Origin of the sequence: Delftia sp. WSY_16 (assembly GCF_043104415.1) — a bacterium.
Lineage (GTDB): Bacteria > Pseudomonadota > Gammaproteobacteria > Burkholderiales > Burkholderiaceae_C > Comamonas > Comamonas tsuruhatensis.
The window spans coordinates 159,690-178,874 of sequence record NZ_JBICKS010000045.1; the positions used below are offsets into that span (position 1 = coordinate 159,690).

Consider the following 19,185-nt stretch of genomic DNA (forward strand, 5'->3'; position numbering starts at 1 on the left):
GTTGGCGTTGCCAGCGGGCTTGGTGGGGATTGGGTTACGCTTTGCCGTCTAACAAAAGGAGGCGGAAGTGGTAGAAAAGATGCATTGGTTGCCGACATCTATTGGTATGGCTGTGTTGGCTTGTATTTTTGGTGGTATTGCGCTCGGGATTTATCCAGGCTGGGATTTGGTCTGGGGATGGGTGGCGAATTCTGCGGGCGAATCAAGCAGTGTGATAGCTAGCGTCATTGCGATGATTTCTGCAGTGGCGGCTGCTGTAAGCGCCTTTTTTTCATTCCAGAGTTTGGCTCATGCTAGAAATACAAAGTCAGATGATATTCTGCTCGAGCATGCGACTACTACCATTTCGAGAGCATACGAGGTTTTAATGGAGGGTAGCAATGCTGGGGCTCCAGTAAGAAATAGAATGAATTGGCTAACCTCAGCGAGGCTAATTGAAGAATTTAAGGAGGCGAAAAATAGACTGGGTGGTGCAGAGGTTAAAAGGAGGTGCGACGGTGTTGAGGATTATTGGCGAGTGAGATTCCGCGCTGCCCTAGAGAGGTACAGGAGGAGTGGCGCTAATTTTTCCGATGGGCCAGCAGATCTGAATGCTATCTATCCAATATCCGCAGTGATAGTTCATGCTTTTTCAGACTGGCCTGAAGGTAAGCAGGATGATTTGGATAAATATCCAAATGCCGCTGCTGCGGTAGATGAAGTTGGCTTGTCTCGGACTTGGAGTGAGCTGCACATTTATGTTGGAACTTGGAATCGATAGTCCGGCTCACTCCATATATTCTTCACTTTTATACGGTGGTGTTGATCTCGAGCGGATAGCGGTCCTTGCCGTTGATGCAGTTAGGTGGCTTGCCCCTGCCTGTCCAAGTCACGCCGGTGGCGGGGTCGCGGTACTATTGGGCGCCCACGCTGGAGGGCTTCGACTTCGCGGGTGGGAAGATATCGGCAGCGGTCAGCCCGTGCTCTGTGATCAGCGTGCGGGCCTCGGCCACAGCCTTCGCCTTGGCTTCTGTCTGAGTAGCTGGGATCTGTGTGTCGAGTCCGGCCTTGCGGGCCAGCAGGTTCTGGCATTCGGACATTGTTGGTTCCGTTCAGGCGCTGTGCGGGCACCGTGTTTAGTTTCCAGGTACGTTGCCTTTTTCTAGGCCTCATTCTGTGTCGTAGCCTTCTGCAGCGCTCATGTGATAACGTTGTCTTAGGGGTTCCAGCCAGGTAAGACTGCCGTCTATGGTGGCACAATCTTCATTGAAATTTTTCGGAGGAAATTGCATGTCACACAATTTCGAGCTTTTAAAAGCTCACATCCTTCCTCTATCGATGGCCAGCACTTTTGGTGAAGCTAAGCGGGAATGGAGTTTGGTGGCGGTTGAAATTAGTGATGAGTGGGATCAATGTCCGTGCGGGCAGGCTATAAAGGAACATTGCTACATAAAAAACAAAATAACAGGTAATGAAACCTATGTTGGAAATGTCTGTGTCAATAACTTTTTAGGTATTGATACTGGCACTTTATTTGATGGCTTGAAACGCATCGCTGAAGATCCTCAAGCAAACCCTAACTTGGCAGTTATTGCCTATGCCGAGGAGAGAGGGTATCTCTATGAACGAGATGGCGAGACTGCAGAGGCTGATTTTCTAAGGCGAACGGTACGTAAACACCAAAAAACGCATTCCGCAAAGCAATTGGCTTGGAAGGAAAAAATAAATCGGCGTATTTTGAAGGGTACTATAGTTACCAAGCGAACCGTGCGCTAGTCGTTGAACTGTCCATAAGGGCGCAGGCGTGCCTGATGCCAGTGGACTGGGTGGGGTAGTGCGCATGCAGATGTGCGTTATCTGCGTGGCTCCAGGGCTGGGCCGTGCTCATTCCGGCAGTCCGACCTGCTGCCCCTTGATCCGCAGCACGCGGCGTGCATGGTTGCCAACCTCAGGGGTGACCGAATAGCCGTAGCCATCAGGGTTGACCAGCTCACGGATCAGGTCGAAGGCCTCGGCCGCATCCGGCGCCAGGTGGTTGGCGTCGTATGTGGTCGTTTCGAGGTTGGGCAGTTGCTGGGCCATGCGCAGCAGCTCCAGCGCGGCCGCGTCCTCGGTGTGCAGGCCTCGCCCAGGCACGGGTCGGGGCAGGTTGGTGGTCAGGGCAACGCGGCCCTCGTCGTCGGCGGAAATGGCAATGATGATTTGGCGGGCCATGGTGGTCTCCTGTGAAGTGGCGGGGTCAGGACGGGGTGCCGTCAAGGTGCAGAAGGCGGTGGATCTGGTCGCGCGAGCGGTCGAACTTGACAGCCCACGCGGCGCGCTGGGTGCTGAGTGGCCTGCTGGCGTGCTGTGCTGCCAGGGCGTGGGCGTCGGCCAGCGCGAAGGCGTGGCGCAGCGCGTAGTGCCAATCGCTGGCCCAGTGGTGTTCGCAGTCAGCGGTGGCAGATGACGACATAGGGCTGGTCTCCGAATTGCTCCAGCGCCCAGGCGCATGCGTCTTGCGTGCAGGCGCCGACGAATTGCTGCTGCGTGCAGCCGCATTTGATGGTGAAGGTGCGCATGTGACTCCAGTTATCAGAGGGATGGCAGTTCCAGCGGGATCTGCTGGAGCTTGGTGGCGGCGGGCGCATCAGCCGCGCTGGCCTTGCGGCTGCGGCGCTTGGGTGGAGTGGCAGCAGCTGCAGCGCTGGCCAACTGCTCGCGCGCCTTGGCAAACGTCTCTGCCACGTTGGTGGCTTCGCTGCGGCGGTAGATGAAAGCGCGATCCGTGAGCGGTGTCGTGGGGTGCGTGATGCGGGCGAGTTGCATGTGGGTCTCCGGCATGCAAACGGCCCGCTCAGTGGCGGGCCGTTGGTTGGTCAAAGTAGGTGGTGCCGCACCAGGCGTAGAGCAGCATTCCGCTGTGCCTGGCCTCGTCCAGCGCCGCATATCCCGGGTCGCTCAGCAGCGCGCATGCGCTCCAGATCAGGGGGTGGCCGGCGCCCTCGCGCTCCATCACGGCGCCTTCGGCCAGGTCGCGGAAGTAGACGGCCAGCCAATGCGGTCCAGGCGGCTGTAACGGTGGAAATTCTGGGTAGGGGATGCGCATAGCTGGGGTGCGCAATCAGTGATGTAGATTGGCGACCACAGCCTCCAGCCAGGGTGTTCCCCGGGCAACGGCTTCTGCGACTCGCCATCTGCCGGGTGCTGTCATGGTTGGGTGGGTATGCAGACAGCAATCGGCGGCCTGCTCGAAGCTGTCTGCGCCCTTGAGGCAAACCGGGCATTGCATCGGTTGACCGGAGTTGACTCCCGGGCAGCAGGCATCCGCCTCCCTTTCGATCTCATGTTCCTTGCGGCAGACCGGGCATCGGTAGATTTCTTCAGGAGGGCAGCACCCTGATGCATCCCTGCTTTCGCTGTATTCCTCGGCACAGCAGGGGCACTTGAATAGCACAAGGCAGCCCGCTGTTTTGCTGCCCAATTTCATGTTGGGACCTGCGCAGTTCGCAGCTATCACGCGCGTGAAAAAGTCATGAGTCCGCATGGCGATCCTCCTGGTTGGTTGGGAAGAAAAGGGCCGGTGCCGCGTGGCGGCTGCGTGGGCGAGATGGCTGGTGGTTGCGAAGCGAGAAACCCAGGCCCGGCGAAAAAGAAGGCCGCATATGCATCCAACGGCGGGTGCTTGAGAGGGCGGATGCGCGGCGTCAAACCGAAGCGCCCTGCCAACCAAGACGCTTGGATTTGAAATGCGTTGCGCAGAAGCTGCTGGCAACAATGATTGCGGAGTAGTTGCGCAAGCTAAGATGTGTAGAGATTTAAAATTTATTGATGATTATCAATTAAATACAATTGTTAAACGTGGGGTAAAAATGGATGCTAACTTTGAGAAATTTCTTGGTAAGTTTTGCGTGAATGGTAAAGAGAATATTCTGGGGGAGCTTTCATTGAATTATGAAAATACTCACCTGAATATTTATTCGGATAATGTCATTAATCCACGTGCTGTTGATTCTGTAATTTATGGGGAGACGGTTAATGGGGAAAAAATATCTCTTGTAGATTGCGTGTGTATGAACATGGGTAGTAGGCATAATGGCAGCGGCCGTAGTGGCTGGTTTGCTACCTTCTATCCGCACTATTCAATAATAGGAACGGATTATATTAATCCGAGTGTTAATTGTCTGGAAAGAATTGATATTGCTTCCACTGATATAAATGAAATATTTAATGATTTTGATGCGTTTGGTTATGCTTCAGAGCCTGAAAAGAAGATCGAATCTCTTTTGGATGGAGTTCGGCAGCATCGACACGTTGAGTCCGGTGAATTCCCAATAATAGTTTACTTCACTGGTAGGAAAGATATTATTGACTTCAATTCAAGCATCGGGCGAATAACTGTTCAGCATCGGCCGGCTGGTGGAGTCAAGGGTGTTTCTGGATTCTCTATCAATAATAGAGTTGTCTTGTCGATAGAGTTTGAGCGATTGCATAATTTTGAAGAAGCACTGGGCGCTGCACATTTGGTTAGAAGTTTCTTATCTGTTGTTGCTGGAAGGCGTCAGACTATTGAAACACTCCATATTTACAAGAAAGTAGAGTCTGAACAATATGCTTCGCCCTTAAAAGTGATTTCTGGGTTTTCTAAAGATTTTAAGAACTCCGAGGAAGACTCAAAACCGAACTTTAGAGAGATGCCACTTGATTCAATAAACGGAAAAGTTGAATTTGAAAACGTTTTTGAGCAGTGGTTGTTAAGAAGTGAGGATTGGGGGTTGCCTAGGAATCGATACTTGAATTGCATGGGCGGTGGAAATGTTTATGGTGCTGACCGGATTATCGCAGCTGCAAATATGTTTGACATACTCCCAGATTCCGCCGTGCCGAAACCTACAGAAATACCTAACAATGTTTCGGAGGCTTCCAAATCGTGTCAATTAATATTTGCGAATCTGCCTGATAGCATTGAGAAGAATAGTATATTGGGTGCTCTGGGTAGATTAGGGAAACCATCGTTGCCAAAAAAGGTAAAGTACAGAGTTGGGATCGTAATGTCAAGACTTGGTCCTGCATTTCCAGAGCTAGAGTTTGTTGGTAAAATCGCTGTGAATTGTAGAAATTATTTTGTTCACGGGGGCGCTAGTGCAAGTGCTGCTCAAGTATTTGATTCTCAGATGCCATTTTTGACAGAAACTTTAGAATTTGTTTTTGTTGCATCTGATTTGATTGAATGCGGCTGGAGTCCAAATGAATGGCATAGAAAGGGTCGTGGTCTTGGACATAAGTTCTCTAGGTATGCGATGGCGTATGAGCAAAACCTTGCAGAACTGAAAAAAGCACTTAAAGCGGTTAAGAAGGTTTAAATTTCAATCGACAGGGGGGGGGTTAGAACTTCCGGTGCATTGCCCGCTAGATGGAAGTGCTTGGAAGTAAATGATGTGCATTTGTATATCATGCTGCAACTCGTAAGTTGCTAATTTTGTTGTATTGCTTGGTTTTAATTTAGCTCTGACTTGATAGATTTGCTATGAATTTTGAAAATATTGATCCAGAGCTAGATGAAAAGGACCGTTCTCTGAAAATGGTGTCGAGATGGCCCGAAAATCCACAGCAACCGTGCTTTCAAATTGAAGTCAAGCGCAGAGGGGGTGACGTAAAAACCATTATGTTCGCGCCAGAGCGCTGGGCCAGTAACCGGAGAGACTTGTGCGGGTGGTCTTGGCCCGGACGTGAATATTGCAGCGTTTATTTTGCAGATATTTCCTCTGCAGTAGATCTTGATACAGGTGAAAAGCTCTCGCGATGCGGTCTGTGGAAAACGGTGCTTCACCATAGAGATGATGAGCTTCCTTGGTATGTGCGCTGGGCGGATCAGCACCTCATGGTGTTGTGTCTCGTTGGCTTTGTGCGTCAAGAACTTGGGCAATTCAAAAGCGCCATGCGTGCGCGGGTGAATTCCGCAATGATTGAGGCAGGGCATGTTGAAGTCGATGATGAGGGTTTCAAATTCATCACTCAGGCCATGAAAGTGGGCTATCAAGGAAGCCTATCGCTGGGGTATCAAGTGGCGCTGTTGACAGAAGTAGAACTGCTTGCATGTCGCAAAGCAGCTTTTGACCTGCTTTCAGCGGCAGGGAGAGACGCTTCATGTGTGGATGCAGTCTTCCCTTGTAAATAGGCGCCCGCTGCTTTCCCGGGCTGGTCAGGAGGTGCACATCAGCCCGATGCGCTCCTGCCGTCCTGCAGTTACCTCGCCACTGCCGGTAGGCGCCACTTTTTGAGCGGGAAAGCCCTGTAGCGTCAACACGCGCCACGCAGCGCGCTCGACCAGGGAGGGCCAGATTTCGCGCACTTCCTAGTCTGCAGGCGCGGGGTCAGGTGCAGGGCGCTTTCTACAAAGTGGCGCCTTGGGTATCCAGCAGCAGAGATAAAGACCGAGGGGCCTGCCCTCGGTCGATGCCGTGGTGCCCATCGCTATCCGTGGAGCGATGGATGAATAGTAGCGCTACGCTACTATTTTGGTCAATAGCGTTGCGCTAACTTTTTGAAATGGAGCTTCGAGTCGTGCCTGGCTGCCCCTGCAGAGGGGTCTTTGCGTAGCAGTCAGGCAAGTGGCGAGCTAGCTAGCTCAGTCAGAGGCGTCGGCCGTTCCAAGCCCAAACGACTCTTCCGATCACAACTACTTGGTGATCGCCGTTCAGAATTTGAACGACCTTAGAGCTTGGGTTGTCGCTTGTGACCTGCAACTTGCCATCAAACGTAGGGCTCACGCGTTTGACGTAGTTCTTGTCTCCCGCTTGGAGAACATAGACGCCTTCGCGCGAATGTGGGTCTTTGGCGCCTGGGCCCGTATCAACCAGCAGCACATCACCATCCGTAAAGGTTGGTGCCATGCTGTCGCCATAAGCATGAATGAAACGAAGCTCGCTGTGGTTTTGTGGGCGGATGTGCTGGTTGATCCAGTGCGGAGACAAGGCAAGGTCACCGACGATCACATCGGACTCAAGCAGCGCTTCACCTGGCCCCATGCTGGCTCCGTTGGATAGCAAGGGAACACGCACCGCATCTGGCGCATGCCAGAAGGGAACAGAGGGGTGGGTGGCGGCCACATCGTTCGAAGAAACGGCCTGTGAGATCGGCTGGTCCATCCATCCAGAAGGGCGGCCTACACGCGCTTCAACCTCCCTTGCGGCCTCCTTGCTCATCGAGCGAGGCTTGCCCGTTTTGGAGTCCGGTAGAGCGCGGACCCACTGACTGATTTGAGCGGGTGCTTTGCCTATTTTTTCAGCGAGAGCTGCTTGTGAGCCTGCCTCCTCAACAAGGATGGCGAGTCTACGGCGGCGAGTCACTTCAATCGGATCCATCGGGCGATGGTTTAGCAAAACGCTACTTTTGGCAAAGCGCGTGGCGCTATTGACGATATGTAGCGCATCGCTAATAATTTGCTCATGAACCTCCATGAGTACATCTCCAAAAAGGGGCGTGGGTCAATCGGTGAGCTGGCCGATCAGATCGGCGCGCACCGGCCTGATGTGTCCCGCTGGGCTTCGGGGAAGCGTGTTGTGCCAGAGAAATCTGCTGTTGCTATCGAAGTGGCGACACAAGGCGCTGTGTCACGCCGAGACCTTCGTCCCAATGACTGGCAGGACATCTGGCCCGAACTGGCTCAGTCCGCAACCCAGGTTGAGGAGGTGGTCCATGGTTGACCTTCCACCGTCCCCACTTGAAGGCGAATTTGGTTCACCAGTTCCCGTTACTGAATCCACCGCCGCGCGCGATACCGCCGAGTTTCCTGGGGGGCTGGGGCGGGGTGGGTTCAATTTGGACTGTCCTGGCACAGGCGTCACAGATTCCGTAGTAGGGGAGGATGCGCAAAACGCTCTTGTGCTTGCGAATATCGAAGCAAGGTTGGCACAAGAAGTGCGGGGGCTCATCGGCTCGCTCGACCAGTTCGGACGCAGCGCGCAGGGCATATACGTGGAGATCCCCGATGGAGCCCATTTTTGTAAGGCGATAACGAGCTTTCTCGCTTTGCTCAGCCTGCAGATTGCGTACGCGCTCACTAAGGGTTTGGATAAGTCCGTCTTTTTCGATGACGGCGCCCAATACTTGCGAGAGCTGGATCTGGACTTGGGCGAGTTTGTCCGAGAGTTGACTCTCGATGGTCGCCGCTTTTTGGCGGTCGCGCTCGTGGACCAACAGGCGACCAAGTTCGATGGCTCCGCTGACAGAGCTGACGAGTAATGAAACATCCATTTTTGCCTGCCCTCCCTGGGGATGTTCGTTGCTGTATGAGAGTTCACATCGTACCCAACGCAGGGGCTAGCACCAAAAACCGCTCTCATTCCACAACTCGCGCGGCGATGCCCCGCAGATGGGTAATCACGTCCGGCTGCGCGCTCCCGCTTTCCTGCATGCGCTGGCAGCACATCTCGCTCCAGCGGGCTAGCGCGGCCGCGCTGAAACCGGCTCGGCCTTCGCCCTCCAGGACTTCGATCATCTGGCCCAGGAACAGCTCCAGGGCCTGCGCCCATTGGGGGCTGCCATGGGCTACTGCGCGGCTGGTGGGGGTGTCTTTTGCCATTTCGTCTTCTTCCGAGGTGGGTTCCTGATGGCCTTTACTTTCTCAGTTGGGATCGAGCCTGGCTATGTCGAATCTGGGGGGCAATTCGACATTGCGCGCGGCATGGATGTGGTCAATGCCGCGTACCTCACGGCTCAAGCGCATCCAGGCGGCGTTGCGACGTTGGCGCGTGATATGGGCGTCAAGTCCGGCACCCTGCAGCACAAGCTCAATCCCAACAATGAAACCCATCAGCTAACGCTGCTCGAGGCCGTCAGGCTGCAGGCTGTCACGGGCAATTTCTCGATCCTCCACGCGATGGCCCATCAACTGGGGTGCGAGGTTCGCCGCACGGTTCCTGACCAGTCGGGCGGTGATCCGGTGGAGGCCTTTATGCGCTTTCAGACTGAAGTGGCCGAGGTCACGCGTGCGGCAGCCGATGCCCACCTTCTCCCCTCGCGCAATGCCGTGCGGCGCCTTGACCGGCAGGTGCAAGAACTGATTGTTGTGGCCCAGCATCTGGCGGGTGCTGCAGCGCGACGTTTGCCTGCATCTGGAGGGCCTTGCCATGCGGGTTGATATCAAGCCTGCAGGCGGTGATCGATACAAGCGTGCTTTGCAGGGTCTCAACAGCGGGCAGATTGCTCAGGCTACAGCGGAGTCCATCAACATGGCGCTGGGTCGTGTGAAAAACGCGATGCGCGCTGAAATGCAGAGCGTCTTTGATCGGCCCACAAACTACATCCTGCAGTCGATCCAGGTTGAGAAGGCCACGCCGACGAATCTCAATGCCGTTGTCGTTCCAACGTACATGGGCAGAAAAGGGGTGGACCCGCAACAGATCCTGGCCGCGCAGGAGGTCGGCGGTCGGCGGCGTGACAAGCGCAGCGAGAAGGCCTTGCGCACGGCCGGCATTCTGCCCATTGGCTACCAGACCGTAATCCCGGCCACGCCGTACCCAGGCAGCGATGACGGACGCGGCAATCTCAAGGGTTCGACCCTTGTGCAACTGATTGCCTATTTCCAGGCATTTGGCACGCACGGCTATCGATTCAACATGACCGAACGGCGCATGCAGGCCCTGCACCAGCGCGGTGGCAAGGGTGCGCGCTTCATGGGGCCGGTGAAGGGCATTCGCTACATCGTGGCCTATGGCCGCCTGCGCGGCGGTGCCCGGGCTACAGCACGTGGCGAGTACGACAAGCGCGCATCCAACCTGCCGCCCGGCATCTGGGCGGTGACCGGCACCGGCGGCGCAGACGTGCGGCCGGTGCTGATGTTCGTGCGCGGTGGCAACTACAAGCCCCGCATCAGCCTGGACGGGGTGCGCAAGCGCTCGGGCATCGATGAGCTGATTCCCCGCTGGGTCCGTGGCCGCGTCTACGACGCATTCAAGAAAGCCAGTCAGGGCTGACGGCCCGGCTGATATCAGGAGAGATAGACATGCAACACACCACCCATCAGGTGACCTCGCATGACACCAAGGCGGATTCGTTCTCCGCCATTGGCAATGCCACACGGGTGCGCCTCAACGAGCGGCTGTACAGCAGCCTGGCCGAGGCCCATCGCCGGGGGCAGCCTGCCCTGAGCCGGCGCGAGCTGCGGGACTTCCACAACGAGTGCACGGGCGAATGGCTGGAGATCTCCAGCGTGGCCAGCACGGTGAATGCGCTGGTCGCGGCCAAGCGCGTGGAAGAGGTGGCGGCGCGGGCCTGCTCCCTGCCGCCGCATCGCCTGGTCAAGCCTGTGCGCTGCCGCCTGCAGCAGGCGACGTTGACGGACTGAATTGATATCGAAGGTTGAGCAGGCATGAATCACTACCCCCACCACATCGGCGACTTCAACACCGCGACACGGCACCTGTCACGGCTGGAGCGTGCCATCTACCGTGACATGCGTGACATGTACTGTGACACCGAGGCAGCGTTGGACGGCTCCAGCTTCGATCTGCTGGCGCGGCGCCTGCTGTGCCGGTCGCCGGAAGAGATCGATGCCCTGCAGTTCGTGCTGGCCGAGTTCTTCACGCTGCTGCCCGATGGCCGATATCAGAACGACGAATGTGAGCAGATCGTGGCCCAGTTCCGCCAGCAGCAGGAGGGGCGCAACGAGGTCAAGAGCAATGAGCATCTGCGGCAGAAGCGCAGCAGGGCTAGGCGCAGTGCTATCTTTTCTGCGTTGCGTGCCCTGGGTGTCGTGCCTGCTGCCAAGGCGAAGGCTGCAGATCTGATGGCTCTGTGCCGTCAGCATGGGATCGTCGTGACAGACACCAGTGTCACGCTCAATGGCACGGACTGGCTTGGTGGTGATACGGGCAATGTCACGCCGCGTCACGGTGATGTCACGGGTGGTGTCACGCCTCGTCACGGGGATGACACGGGTAACCAGAACCAGAACCAAAACCAATACATACCCCCCAACCCCCCTGCAGGGGGGGCGAACGGTGGATTGGCTATCGCCACGGCGCTAGCAGGCAGCTTCCCGGAGCATCGACGCACCCGGCTGGTGGACGTGGCCGACGCCGTGGCCGAGGCCATCGCCCGTGGCGACGTGACGGCCGAGGAGCTGCTGGCTGCCGCTGAGCAGCAGCGTGGACTGCTGGCGGCGAAGGATGGCAAGGCCTGCCCCAGCCTGCTGCGCTGGGTGCGTGAGCAGCGTTGGAAGGACGTGGTGATGCTGGCATCTTCGGCTGGCGAGGGGCAGCAGCCCGACAACTGGGCAGACACGCGCAGCGGCGTCGAAGGCATGGCGGCCAGCCTGGGCATGTCCGGCTACGACGACTGGTGCGATGCGCGAGCGGGGCAGGGCCTGCGGCGAGCGTTCGCGGACTACGAGGCGGCAGTGCATGCGCTGCTGGCCGAGCGTCAGGGGGTGTCGGCATGACGGTGCGCACCCTCATCGGCGCGGCGGCGCCCCTCTCGATGTGCTCAAAAAATAGGCAGGATCGCGGGTCCTTTTTGGCCCCCTTGGAAGCGGGTAATTCGAGCCGCGTGTGCGGACTGTTGCGCAACCTTCCTAAGGGGGTTAAGTGAAGGTTCTGCCTTACTTTGATGCTCCTATTTCGCAAGCAGAATTCGCTGCTTTGATCGGTGTCAGCGAGGCCCGCGTGAGCCAGCTGGTCAGCGAAGGCGTGATCGTCCGGGGCGATTCGGGCCACGAATGGCTGCTCGCCTACTGCGAGCGCCTGCGCGACCAGGCGGCGGGGCGTGCCTCGGCCGGTTTGGGTGGCCTGGACCTGGTCCAGGAACGTGCGGCGCTGGCGCGTTCGCAACGTGTGGCCCAGGACCTGAAAAACGCTGTCTCCAGTGGCGAATTCGCGCCCATCGGTGCTTTGGCGGACGTGTTGGGTCTGGCCAGCTCGGCCGTTGTGGACCGCATGGACCAGATCGAAGGCCAGTTGCGCAAGGCCTGCCCGGATCTGCCCGAGGATGCCCGCGTCACGGTGCTGCGCGTGCTGGCCGATGCTCGCAATGAGTGGATACGGGTCACGTCCAAGCTGATCGGCGAGCGCGTGGCGGCCATGGCCGAGGCGCCCGACGAGGATGAGCTGGACGAGGAGGCCGCATTTTGAGCGCACCCCTGTCGAGAGAGGCCATTTCCGCCATCCAGGCCGCCGTGCAACTGGGCCTGTCCAGCCTGCGGGCCGACGCGCCGCAAACACTGTCCGAATGGGCAGCCGACCACTTCCTGCTGGCCGGCGAATCCAGCCACCAGAAGGGCGGTTGGGTGGCCTGGCCGTTCCAGATCGGAATCCTGGACTTCATGTCCGATGACCGCATCGAGGAACTGGCCGTCAAGAAGTCCAAGCGTGTCGGCTACTCGAAAATGATCACGGCCTTCGTCTGCTACAACATCGCGCACCGCCGCCGCAAGCAGGCGCTGTGGCAGCCCACGGACGATGACCGTGACAGCTTCGTCAAGACCGAGATCGAGCCGCTGCTGGACAGCAAGGACGGCGTGCCCTCGGTGATCGCGGCCCGCAAGCAGGGCAGCCGGGTCGAAGAGACCATCAAATACAAGCCGTTCCGCGACAGCGTGCTGCACCTGCTGGGCGGCAAGGCGGCGCGGGCCTACCGCCGGATCACGGTGGCCGTGGCCATCCTTGACGAATGGACGGCGTTCGACCAGACCATCGGCGGCAGCAAGGACAAGTCCGCGGGCTCGCCCGGCACCTTGGCCAAGGGCCGGCTGGAAGGCGCTCCATACCCCAAATTCATCGGCGGCAGCACGCCCGGCATCAAGGGCCTGTGCCACGTCAGCCGTGCCTGCGAGGATTCCGAGGACGAGGTCGATTACCTGATCGAGTGCCCGCGCTGCGAGGCCGAGCACCCGCTCACCTGGGGCGGCAAGGAGGCAATGCACGGCTTCAAATGGGAGGCCGGCAAGCCCCAGACCGTGCGCCACATGTGCCCACACTGTCGCGAGTCCATCAGCCAGGCCGAATACCTGCCCGGCGGCTGGCCGCTGACGGGAGCCTGGGTGTGCCGGCGTTCTGGCCGCCGCTTCGGCGCCGACCGCATCTGGCGCAATGCCGATGGCACGCCCTGCAGGCCCCCACGCACGCTGGGCGTGCACATCTGGGCCGCCTACTCCCCGCAGCGCACCTGGGCGTCCATCGTTGACGAGTTCGAGAAGGCCCACCGCGCGCTGCTGGAGGGTGATGCAGGCCCCATGACCTCGTTCACCAACGAGACGCTGGGTCAGGCCTGGGAACTGAAGGGAGAGGGCACTGACGACCATGTGCTGCAGGCACGCGCCGAGCCCTATGCCATCGGCACGGTGCCCGTGGGCGGCCTGGTGCTGACGGCTGGCGTGGACGTGCAGCGCACTTGGTGGCAGATCAACGTTTGGGCCTGGGCGCGCGGCATGGAAAGCTGGATCGTGGACCGCCACATCATCGAGGGCAATCCCTCCAGCGAGGGCGACTGGGCGCCCGTGACGGCCTACCTGCAGCGCCGCTACCGGCAGGCCTGGCACGGCGGCAGCCTGGGCCTGAGCGCCATCAGCATCGACTCGTCCGACCAGACGCAGGCCGTCTACAACTACGTCCGCACCCACCAGCACCTGCTGCCCAACCTGCGCGCCATCAAGGGCGACAACAACGACAACCGGCCCATCGTGGGACCGGCCAGCATGCAGGACATGGACTGGCGCGGCCAGAAGATCAAGCAGGGCATCAAGCTGTGGCTGGTGGGCGTGGACAACGCCAAGGACCTGCTACTGGGCCAGCTGGCGATCACGGACGCCGGCCCGGGGTGCGTGCACTTCAGCGAGGACCTGCCGCGCGAGTTCTTCGAGCAGTTGACCGCCGAACAGCGCATCCTGGCCAAGGTCCAGGGCCGCGAGGCCTACCGCTGGGTCAAGCGCCGCCAGCGCAATGAGGATTTGGACTGCCGCAACTACGCCATCCACGCGGCCATGGCCCAGGGCCTGCACAAGTACACCGATGCGCGCTGGTCGCAGGTCGAGCAGATGGTTCAGCCAGCCCGCGACCTCTTCAGCCCGCCTGAACTGCCACCCGTTGGCGCACTTCCGGCCGCTGCGACTGCCACCGCTTCAGCACCGTCGCCTGCTCCTACCTCATCCCCTGCCCGTGCTCCGGACCCAGCGCCGCGCCGTGCAGCTCCCATTCGCCGCAACGGCGGTTTCTCCCGTTCCTGGTAGCCCTCATGACCTCCAAAACCAACACCACTCTGCCCCTCATGCAACCGGACGCGGCCAAGTCGCCCGCCACGCCAGAAGCGGATTTCGCACCAGACCTCGTGGACCGCATGTTCGACTATCTGGTCGAACTGTTACCCGAGCTGCGTGGCAGCCCCGCCATTGTTGAGCGTGTCCAGCAGCAGCTGCGCAGCGAGTTCGCCGGCCAGGATGCCTACATTCCCGCCCGTTCTTCCGTGGGCAAGGCAGAGGAACGCCGGCAGGTGCTGCGGCTGTGGAACGGGCGCAACGCCAAGGCTGTGGCGCGCACGCTGGGCATCAGTCGGGCCACGGTGTATCGGTACCTAGAAGCGAGTCGGCTGAATCAGTCTCAGGTTTCCGGGAAATGAGACAGTTGCCCCGGTAGCGTGCGGCATATGAGCACGCTCCAAGACCTCCAGATGCGCCTCGCGCGCCTCAATGCCGCCATCCACAGTGGTGAACGCACCATCACGACCGAGGATGGCGCCTCGGTCACCTATCGCAGCCTGGACGAGATGATGGGCGCGCGCCGGGATCTGCACACGCAGATCGCGTCCGTGGCCGGTACCGGCCAGCCGCGCGCCCTGGTGGCCCGCTTTCGCTTCGCCGGCCTGCGGGACCGCTGATCATGCAGCGCCGTACCGTAGCCCGCAGGGCCTCCCCCACGCTGGTTGACCGTGTTGTCGGCTATTTCTCGCCCGCGCAGGGCGTGCGCCGCCAGGTCGCCCGGGAAATGCTGGTGCGCGCCTACGAGGGTGCCAGCCGCGCCGATGGCTGGCGCGTCAAGCGCTCGGGGGCCAGCCCCACGGCAGACCACGCCGCCGATGCGCGCGAGCTGCGCATGCGTGCGCGCTCACTCGCCCAGAACGTGCCGAACATCGTGCGCGCCGTCAATGCCGTGCTCGCCATGCGCGTGGGCCAGGGCATCGTGCCCGTGTGGGCCGACGATGGCCTGGCCAAGCGCTGGCGCGAATGGGTGCCCCATGCCGACTATGACGGCCTGCTGGACTTCTACGGCCTGCAGTACAAGGCCGAGCGCACGCGCGACGTGGACGGCGCCGTGCTCATCCGCAAGCACATCCAGCGCATGGGCTCCACGGTGCCGCTCAAGCTGCAGCTGCTGGAGATCGATTTCCTGGACGTGGAGCGCAACGGCGTGCTGGCCGGCGGGCGGGAGATCATCCGGGGCATCGAGTACGACAAGCGCGGCCAGCGCCTGGCCTACTACCTGTTCGACCGCCACCCCGGTGATGCCGGCATGTGGACCCTGGGCCGCAGCGGCACCAGTCAGCGCGTGCCGGCCGAGGAAATCATCCACTTCTTCGACCCCGAGCGCGCCGGCCAGCAGGACGGCATCACGCGCCTGGCGCCCATCATCGCCAAGGTGCGCGACCTGCATACCTACGGTGACTCCGAGCTGCAGCGCAAGCAGCTGGAATCGCGCATGGGGGTGCTGGCCGAGATGGGTGGGGATGGTGGCATGCCGCCACCGCTGCCAGACGAGGCCGCAGGGCAAAAGCCCGGCCTGATGGACCTGGGCGATCTTGCTGGCGGCGGCATCGTGGGCCTGCCGCCAGGCATGACCAATCCCACCTTCATCGAGCCGAAGGCCGTCCCGGGCTTCGGTGACTACATGAAAGGGGGGTGGAAGGAGGTAGCCGCCGGCTACCGCTGTCCCTACGAACTCATGACGGGCGACCTCACCGAGGTCAATTTCTCAACCTCACGCATGTCCATGAACCAGTTCCGGGCCGAGGTCGAATCCGAGCAGTGGCGCGTCACCGTGCCGCGCCTGTGCGCGCCCATTGCGCGTTGGTTCGTGGCGGCCGTGGATCTGGTGGCCACGGTGCCGGCCAACGTGCAGGCGCCGGACTGGAGCACGCCGCGCTGGGCCAGCCCCAACCCTGTGCAGGACGTGGCCAGCGACCTGAGCGCCGTCAAGGGCGGCATGCAGAGCATCAGCGAGGTGATCCGGCGCCGGGGCTATGACCCTGAGGCCGTTTTCAGCGAGCTGGAGGGCGACCTGGTACAGCTGCGTGATCGCGGCATCCTGCCTTTGCTGGCCGCACTGTGGGGCGCGCAGAACCCTATCGATCTGGTGGCCCAGATGGAGGGACAGGGGCAGAAGTGAAATCGTCTCAGTTTTCCGGGATTTGAGACAGTCAAACCGGAAAACTGAGCGCCATGCCACAAGCCAACGCCCAATCTTCCGCGCCCCAGATCCACGATTTGCCGGTGCAGACGCGCGCCGCAAGCCTGGTCCCCGACACCTACAACGAGACTGACGGCACGGTCGAGGTGGTCTGGACCACGGGCGCCATGGTGCGCCGCTACGACTATTGGAACGAGCGTCCCTACGACGAGGACCTGCAGATCACCCCCGAGGCCGTGGACATGGCCCGTTTTGACGCCGGCACTGTCCAGGTGCTGGACGGCCACCGCAGCTACGGCGGCGTGGCCGCCATCCTTGGCATCGCTGTACGGGGCTGGATCGAGGGCGGCGAGGGCCGGGCCGTGATCCGGCTGAGCCAGCGCCCCGAGCTGGCCGGCATCGTGGCCGACATCCGCGCCGGGATCATCCGCGCCATCAGCTTTGGCTACAGCGTCCAGCGCTACGAAATCACCCGCGCCCAGGACCGCACGGACGGCATCAACGTCGATCTCTACCGCGCAGTCGCCTGGACCCCACAGGAAATCTCTTTCGTCACCGTGCCTGCCGACCCCAACGCCGGCACGCGCAGCGCACCCACATCCCAGGCCCCGTCCGGTGCAGTGCCCCAGGGCGGCATGCCGTGCGAGTTCTTTCAACGGGCAGCCGCCCAACCTACCACCCAGGAGCACCAACGTATGCCCCAAGCAAACCAAGCCGGTGAAGGCGGCCAGACCGCCAACACCACTCCGGCCGCGAACGTCGCGCAGAACCCGCAGAACCGTCAAGCCGAGGGTGGCCAGCAGCCCGCGCCCGTCGCAGTTTTCGACGGCCAGCGCGCCGCCGACATCGTTGCGCTGTGCCAGCGCCACAACCTGGCCGATCTGCAGGCCGAGCTGCTGCGCAACCAGTCCACCATGGACCAGGCCCGCGCCGCCGTGCTGACGGCGCTGGACCAGCGCAGCCAGGCCAACGCCAGCGGACCCACAACCACCATCCGCACCGTGGGCGACGAGCACGAAACCCGCATGCGCGGGATCGAAAACGCGCTCATGCACCGCCTGGACCCTGGCGCGCAGCTGGACGACAACGGCCGCCAGTACCGCTCGCTGTCGCTGGTGGAGATGGCGCGCGAGGTGGCCGAAGGCCTGGGCCAGAAGACACGCGGCATGAGTCGCGCCGAGATCGTCAACGTGGCGCTGCGCGTGCGCTCCGGCATGCTGGGCACGGGCGACTTCCCTGCGCTGCTCGGTGGAGTGGGCCAGCGCGTGCTGCGTGCTGCCTATGACGAGGCGCCCAGCACCTACCAGCTGTGGGCGCGCCGTGCCTCCAACCTGCCGGACTTCCGTATCCGCCAGGCCATCGGTGTGGGCGGTGATGTCGAACTCAAGAAGCTCAACGAGCACGGCGAGTACACCTACGGCAGCCTGTCCGAAGATGTCACGGGCTACCGCGCCTTCACGTTCGGCCGCTCGCTGGCCATCACCCGCCAGATGATCGTCAATGACGATCTGGACTCCCTGACACGCACAGGGACCAAGTTTGCCGCTGCAGCGCGGAGCCTGGAAAACCGCCTGGTCTATGCACAGATCCTGGGGAACCCGGTCATGTCGGATGGGGAACCGCTGTTCGGTGCCGAGCACAAGAATCTGCTGACCGGCGCAGGCTCCAAGTTCTCGCTGGAAGCGCTGTCCAGCCTGCGCACGCTGATGCGCAAGCAAAAGGGCCGGGACGAGGAGGCGCTGAACATCGCTCCAGCCTACCTGCTGGTCCCCTCAGATCTGGAAACCCTGGCCTACCAATTCACCAGCCCGAACTACCAGCCCACAAAGTCCGGCGACATCAACGAGTTCCGCACGGGCGGCCGCACGGCGCTGGAACCCATCGTGGAGCCGCTGCTGGATGACGTGTCCACCACCGCCTTCTACCTGGCGGCCCGCGCCGGCCAGATCGACACCGTCGAGTACGCCTACGTGGACGGCTACGAGGGCCTGCGCACCGAGACCTTCTCCAGCGAAGACGTGGACGGCGTGAAGCTGCGCGCCAGCCTGGACTTTGCTGCCAAAAGCCTGGACTGGCACGGCCTGGCCAAGAGCAACGGCGCCTGAGCGCGCCGCCATCCACACACACGCTTTCAGGAGTTCAACCCATGAAAAACTACCAACAGCGCGGCCACGTCATCGAGGTCCTGGCAGCTGCCGGCGCAGTGGCTTCAGGCCAGCCCGTGGCCATCGGCGCCATCCTCGCCGTGGCCAATGGCCCGGCCCAGGTCGGCGAGCCCTACAACGCTGAGCGCGTGGGCGTCTTTGTCCTGCCCAAGGCTGCAGGCATCGCGTGGACACAGGGCCAGCCCCTGCGCTGGGATGTCGAAACCGGCGCGTTCGCCGTTGGCGGCGCGGCCACGGCCGGCGACGTGACGGGGGCGGCGTTCGCCTTCGAGGCGGCCGACAGCGCAGCCACGCAGGGCGCCGTCTGCCTGCCCGGCGTCATCGGCACGGTCGCGGCCTGAGCGGAGCAGGGCAGGGCATGACGATCCTCCTCATCCCTGGCGCCGAGCGGGCAGGGCGCGTGCGCTCGGCCCAGCAGCGGCACCACGCCAATGCGGTGGCTGTCTGGCAGGGCGGCGAGCCCTTCGGCGTCATCCTGCGGCGCGGCCCGCGCGAGGCCCTGGGGATGGTGGGCGCCTATGTCCTGGCCTGCCGGCTGCCCGCTGACATGGTGCCTGGCATCGCCCAGGGCGAGCCCATCGAGATCGACCAGGTCACCTACCGGATCGCCGAGCCGCCCCAGCCCGACGAATCCGGCTGGCTGCTGCTGCAGCTGGAGGTGGCCTGAC

The 19,185-nt window shown here is 60.9% G+C and carries 25 protein-coding genes and 1 pseudogene; 18 read left to right on the forward strand and 8 right to left on the reverse strand.

The features are described from left to right. The first annotated feature begins 67 nt into the window (after positions 1-67). Positions 68-760 (forward strand): hypothetical protein, encoded by a 693-nt coding sequence (locus ACF8O7_RS27535; RefSeq protein WP_392445013.1) that lies wholly within the window; start codon positions 68-70, stop codon positions 758-760. 28 nt (positions 761-788) lie between these two features. On the opposite strand, the pseudogene ACF8O7_RS27540 reads toward ACF8O7_RS27535, so the two are convergent. Continuing rightward, positions 789-1,079 (reverse strand): annotated as a pseudogene (locus ACF8O7_RS27540) (H-NS histone family protein). A 190-nt stretch (positions 1,080-1,269) separates the two neighbouring features. On the opposite strand from ACF8O7_RS27540, the gene ACF8O7_RS27545 reads away from it, so the two are divergent. Continuing rightward, positions 1,270-1,755 carry a hypothetical protein gene (locus ACF8O7_RS27545; RefSeq protein ID WP_392445015.1) on the forward strand — a complete coding sequence of 162 codons (486 nt, stop codon included), beginning with the start codon at positions 1,270-1,272 and terminating at the stop codon, positions 1,753-1,755. A gap of 108 nt (positions 1,756-1,863) precedes the next feature. On the opposite strand, the gene ACF8O7_RS27550 is transcribed toward ACF8O7_RS27545, so the two are convergent. From ACF8O7_RS27550 to ACF8O7_RS27570, 5 genes are read right to left on the reverse strand one after another with little or no spacing between them, the layout of a single operon-like run. Then, the gene (locus ACF8O7_RS27550) at positions 1,864-2,193 is read right to left on the reverse strand and encodes a hypothetical protein (RefSeq protein ID WP_392445018.1); all 330 of its coding nucleotides are present in this window, start codon (positions 2,191-2,193) and stop codon (positions 1,864-1,866) included. A 25-nt stretch (positions 2,194-2,218) separates the two neighbouring features. After that, on the reverse strand, positions 2,219-2,434 hold the full coding sequence (locus ACF8O7_RS27555) for a hypothetical protein (RefSeq protein ID WP_392445020.1): 216 nt from the start codon (positions 2,432-2,434) through the stop codon (positions 2,219-2,221). Then, positions 2,412-2,540: a hypothetical protein gene (locus ACF8O7_RS27560; RefSeq protein WP_392445023.1), complete on the reverse strand. Its 129-nt coding sequence runs from the start codon at positions 2,538-2,540 to the stop codon at positions 2,412-2,414. Before ACF8O7_RS27560 ends, ACF8O7_RS27555 begins: the two co-directional genes overlap by 23 nt. Before the next feature lie 13 nt (positions 2,541-2,553). Further along, positions 2,554-2,787, reverse strand: a complete 234-nt coding sequence (locus tag ACF8O7_RS27565) for a hypothetical protein (RefSeq protein ID WP_392445026.1) — start codon at positions 2,785-2,787, stop codon at positions 2,554-2,556. 28 nt (positions 2,788-2,815) lie between these two features. Next, on the reverse strand, positions 2,816-3,067 hold the full coding sequence (locus tag ACF8O7_RS27570) for a hypothetical protein (RefSeq protein WP_392445029.1): 252 nt from the start codon (positions 3,065-3,067) through the stop codon (positions 2,816-2,818). 640 nt (positions 3,068-3,707) lie between these two features. Here ACF8O7_RS27570 and ACF8O7_RS27575 point away from each other — a divergent pair. Together ACF8O7_RS27575 and ACF8O7_RS27580 are read left to right on the forward strand one after the other, a co-directional pair. Continuing rightward, positions 3,708-5,321 carry a HEPN domain-containing protein gene (locus ACF8O7_RS27575; protein WP_392445030.1) on the forward strand — a complete coding sequence of 538 codons (1,614 nt, stop codon included), beginning with the start codon at positions 3,708-3,710 and terminating at the stop codon, positions 5,319-5,321. 164 nt (positions 5,322-5,485) lie between these two features. Continuing rightward, positions 5,486-6,136 (forward strand): hypothetical protein, encoded by a 651-nt coding sequence (locus ACF8O7_RS27580; RefSeq protein ID WP_392445033.1) that lies wholly within the window; start codon positions 5,486-5,488, stop codon positions 6,134-6,136. A 454-nt stretch (positions 6,137-6,590) separates the two neighbouring features. On the opposite strand, the gene ACF8O7_RS27585 is transcribed toward ACF8O7_RS27580, so the two are convergent. Then, complete coding sequence (locus tag ACF8O7_RS27585) at positions 6,591-7,418, reverse strand: S24 family peptidase (RefSeq protein ID WP_392445036.1); 828 nt, start codon at positions 7,416-7,418, stop codon at positions 6,591-6,593. Between ACF8O7_RS27585 and ACF8O7_RS27590 the strand changes: the two genes are divergently transcribed. Together ACF8O7_RS27590 and ACF8O7_RS27595 are read left to right on the forward strand one after the other, a co-directional pair. Further along, positions 7,407-7,664: a transcriptional regulator gene (locus ACF8O7_RS27590; protein ID WP_392445039.1), complete on the forward strand. Its 258-nt coding sequence runs from the start codon at positions 7,407-7,409 to the stop codon at positions 7,662-7,664. The two genes, ACF8O7_RS27585 and ACF8O7_RS27590, sit on opposite strands and share 12 nt — an antisense overlap. After that, positions 7,657-8,202, forward strand: coding sequence for a hypothetical protein (locus ACF8O7_RS27595; RefSeq protein WP_392445041.1), 546 nt, complete (start codon positions 7,657-7,659; stop codon positions 8,200-8,202). Before ACF8O7_RS27590 ends, ACF8O7_RS27595 begins: the two co-directional genes overlap by 8 nt. A 97-nt stretch (positions 8,203-8,299) precedes the next feature. On the opposite strand, the gene ACF8O7_RS27600 is transcribed toward ACF8O7_RS27595, so the two are convergent. Next, a complete protein-coding gene (locus ACF8O7_RS27600; protein WP_392445044.1) occupies positions 8,300-8,542 on the reverse strand; it encodes a hypothetical protein in 243 nt (80 codons plus the stop codon). 27 nt (positions 8,543-8,569) lie between these two features. Here ACF8O7_RS27600 and ACF8O7_RS27605 point away from each other — a divergent pair, with 27 nt between their 5' ends. From ACF8O7_RS27605 to ACF8O7_RS27660, 12 genes are all read left to right on the forward strand, one after another. After that, positions 8,570-9,100: a phage regulatory CII family protein gene (locus ACF8O7_RS27605; protein ID WP_392445047.1), complete on the forward strand. Its 531-nt coding sequence runs from the start codon at positions 8,570-8,572 to the stop codon at positions 9,098-9,100. Beyond that, positions 9,090-9,935 carry a hypothetical protein gene (locus tag ACF8O7_RS27610; RefSeq protein ID WP_392445050.1) on the forward strand — a complete coding sequence of 282 codons (846 nt, stop codon included), beginning with the start codon at positions 9,090-9,092 and terminating at the stop codon, positions 9,933-9,935. Before ACF8O7_RS27605 ends, ACF8O7_RS27610 begins: the two co-directional genes overlap by 11 nt. A 29-nt stretch (positions 9,936-9,964) precedes the next feature. Then, positions 9,965-10,306, forward strand: a complete 342-nt coding sequence (locus ACF8O7_RS27615) for a hypothetical protein (RefSeq protein ID WP_034395242.1) — start codon at positions 9,965-9,967, stop codon at positions 10,304-10,306. A 24-nt stretch (positions 10,307-10,330) separates the two neighbouring features. Continuing rightward, a complete protein-coding gene (locus ACF8O7_RS27620) occupies positions 10,331-11,401 on the forward strand; it encodes a YdaU family protein (RefSeq protein WP_392445052.1) in 1,071 nt (356 codons plus the stop codon). Between the two features lie 199 nt (positions 11,402-11,600). Next, positions 11,601-12,089: a hypothetical protein gene (locus ACF8O7_RS27625; RefSeq protein ID WP_230355135.1), complete on the forward strand. Its 489-nt coding sequence runs from the start codon at positions 11,601-11,603 to the stop codon at positions 12,087-12,089. Next, positions 12,086-14,182 carry a phage terminase large subunit family protein gene (locus ACF8O7_RS27630; RefSeq protein ID WP_392445055.1) on the forward strand — a complete coding sequence of 699 codons (2,097 nt, stop codon included), beginning with the start codon at positions 12,086-12,088 and terminating at the stop codon, positions 14,180-14,182. Before ACF8O7_RS27625 ends, ACF8O7_RS27630 begins: the two co-directional genes overlap by 4 nt. Positions 14,183-14,187: 5 nt before the next feature. After that, positions 14,188-14,568 (forward strand): Mor transcription activator family protein, encoded by a 381-nt coding sequence (locus tag ACF8O7_RS27635; protein WP_349614569.1) that lies wholly within the window; start codon positions 14,188-14,190, stop codon positions 14,566-14,568. Between the two features lie 27 nt (positions 14,569-14,595). Further along, positions 14,596-14,826 (forward strand): phage head-tail joining protein, encoded by a 231-nt coding sequence (locus ACF8O7_RS27640; RefSeq protein WP_349614568.1) that lies wholly within the window; start codon positions 14,596-14,598, stop codon positions 14,824-14,826. A gap of 2 nt (positions 14,827-14,828) precedes the next feature. After that, a complete protein-coding gene (locus ACF8O7_RS27645) occupies positions 14,829-16,331 on the forward strand; it encodes a phage portal protein (protein WP_349614567.1) in 1,503 nt (500 codons plus the stop codon). Between the two features lie 53 nt (positions 16,332-16,384). Then, positions 16,385-18,457, forward strand: coding sequence for a prohead protease/major capsid protein fusion protein (locus ACF8O7_RS27650; RefSeq protein ID WP_349614566.1), 2,073 nt, complete (start codon positions 16,385-16,387; stop codon positions 18,455-18,457). 41 nt (positions 18,458-18,498) lie between these two features. After that, positions 18,499-18,858 (forward strand): DUF2190 family protein, encoded by a 360-nt coding sequence (locus tag ACF8O7_RS27655; RefSeq protein ID WP_349614565.1) that lies wholly within the window; start codon positions 18,499-18,501, stop codon positions 18,856-18,858. A 17-nt stretch (positions 18,859-18,875) separates the two neighbouring features. After that, positions 18,876-19,184: a hypothetical protein gene (locus ACF8O7_RS27660; protein ID WP_349614564.1), complete on the forward strand. Its 309-nt coding sequence runs from the start codon at positions 18,876-18,878 to the stop codon at positions 19,182-19,184. Position 19,185 lies beyond the last annotated feature (1 nt).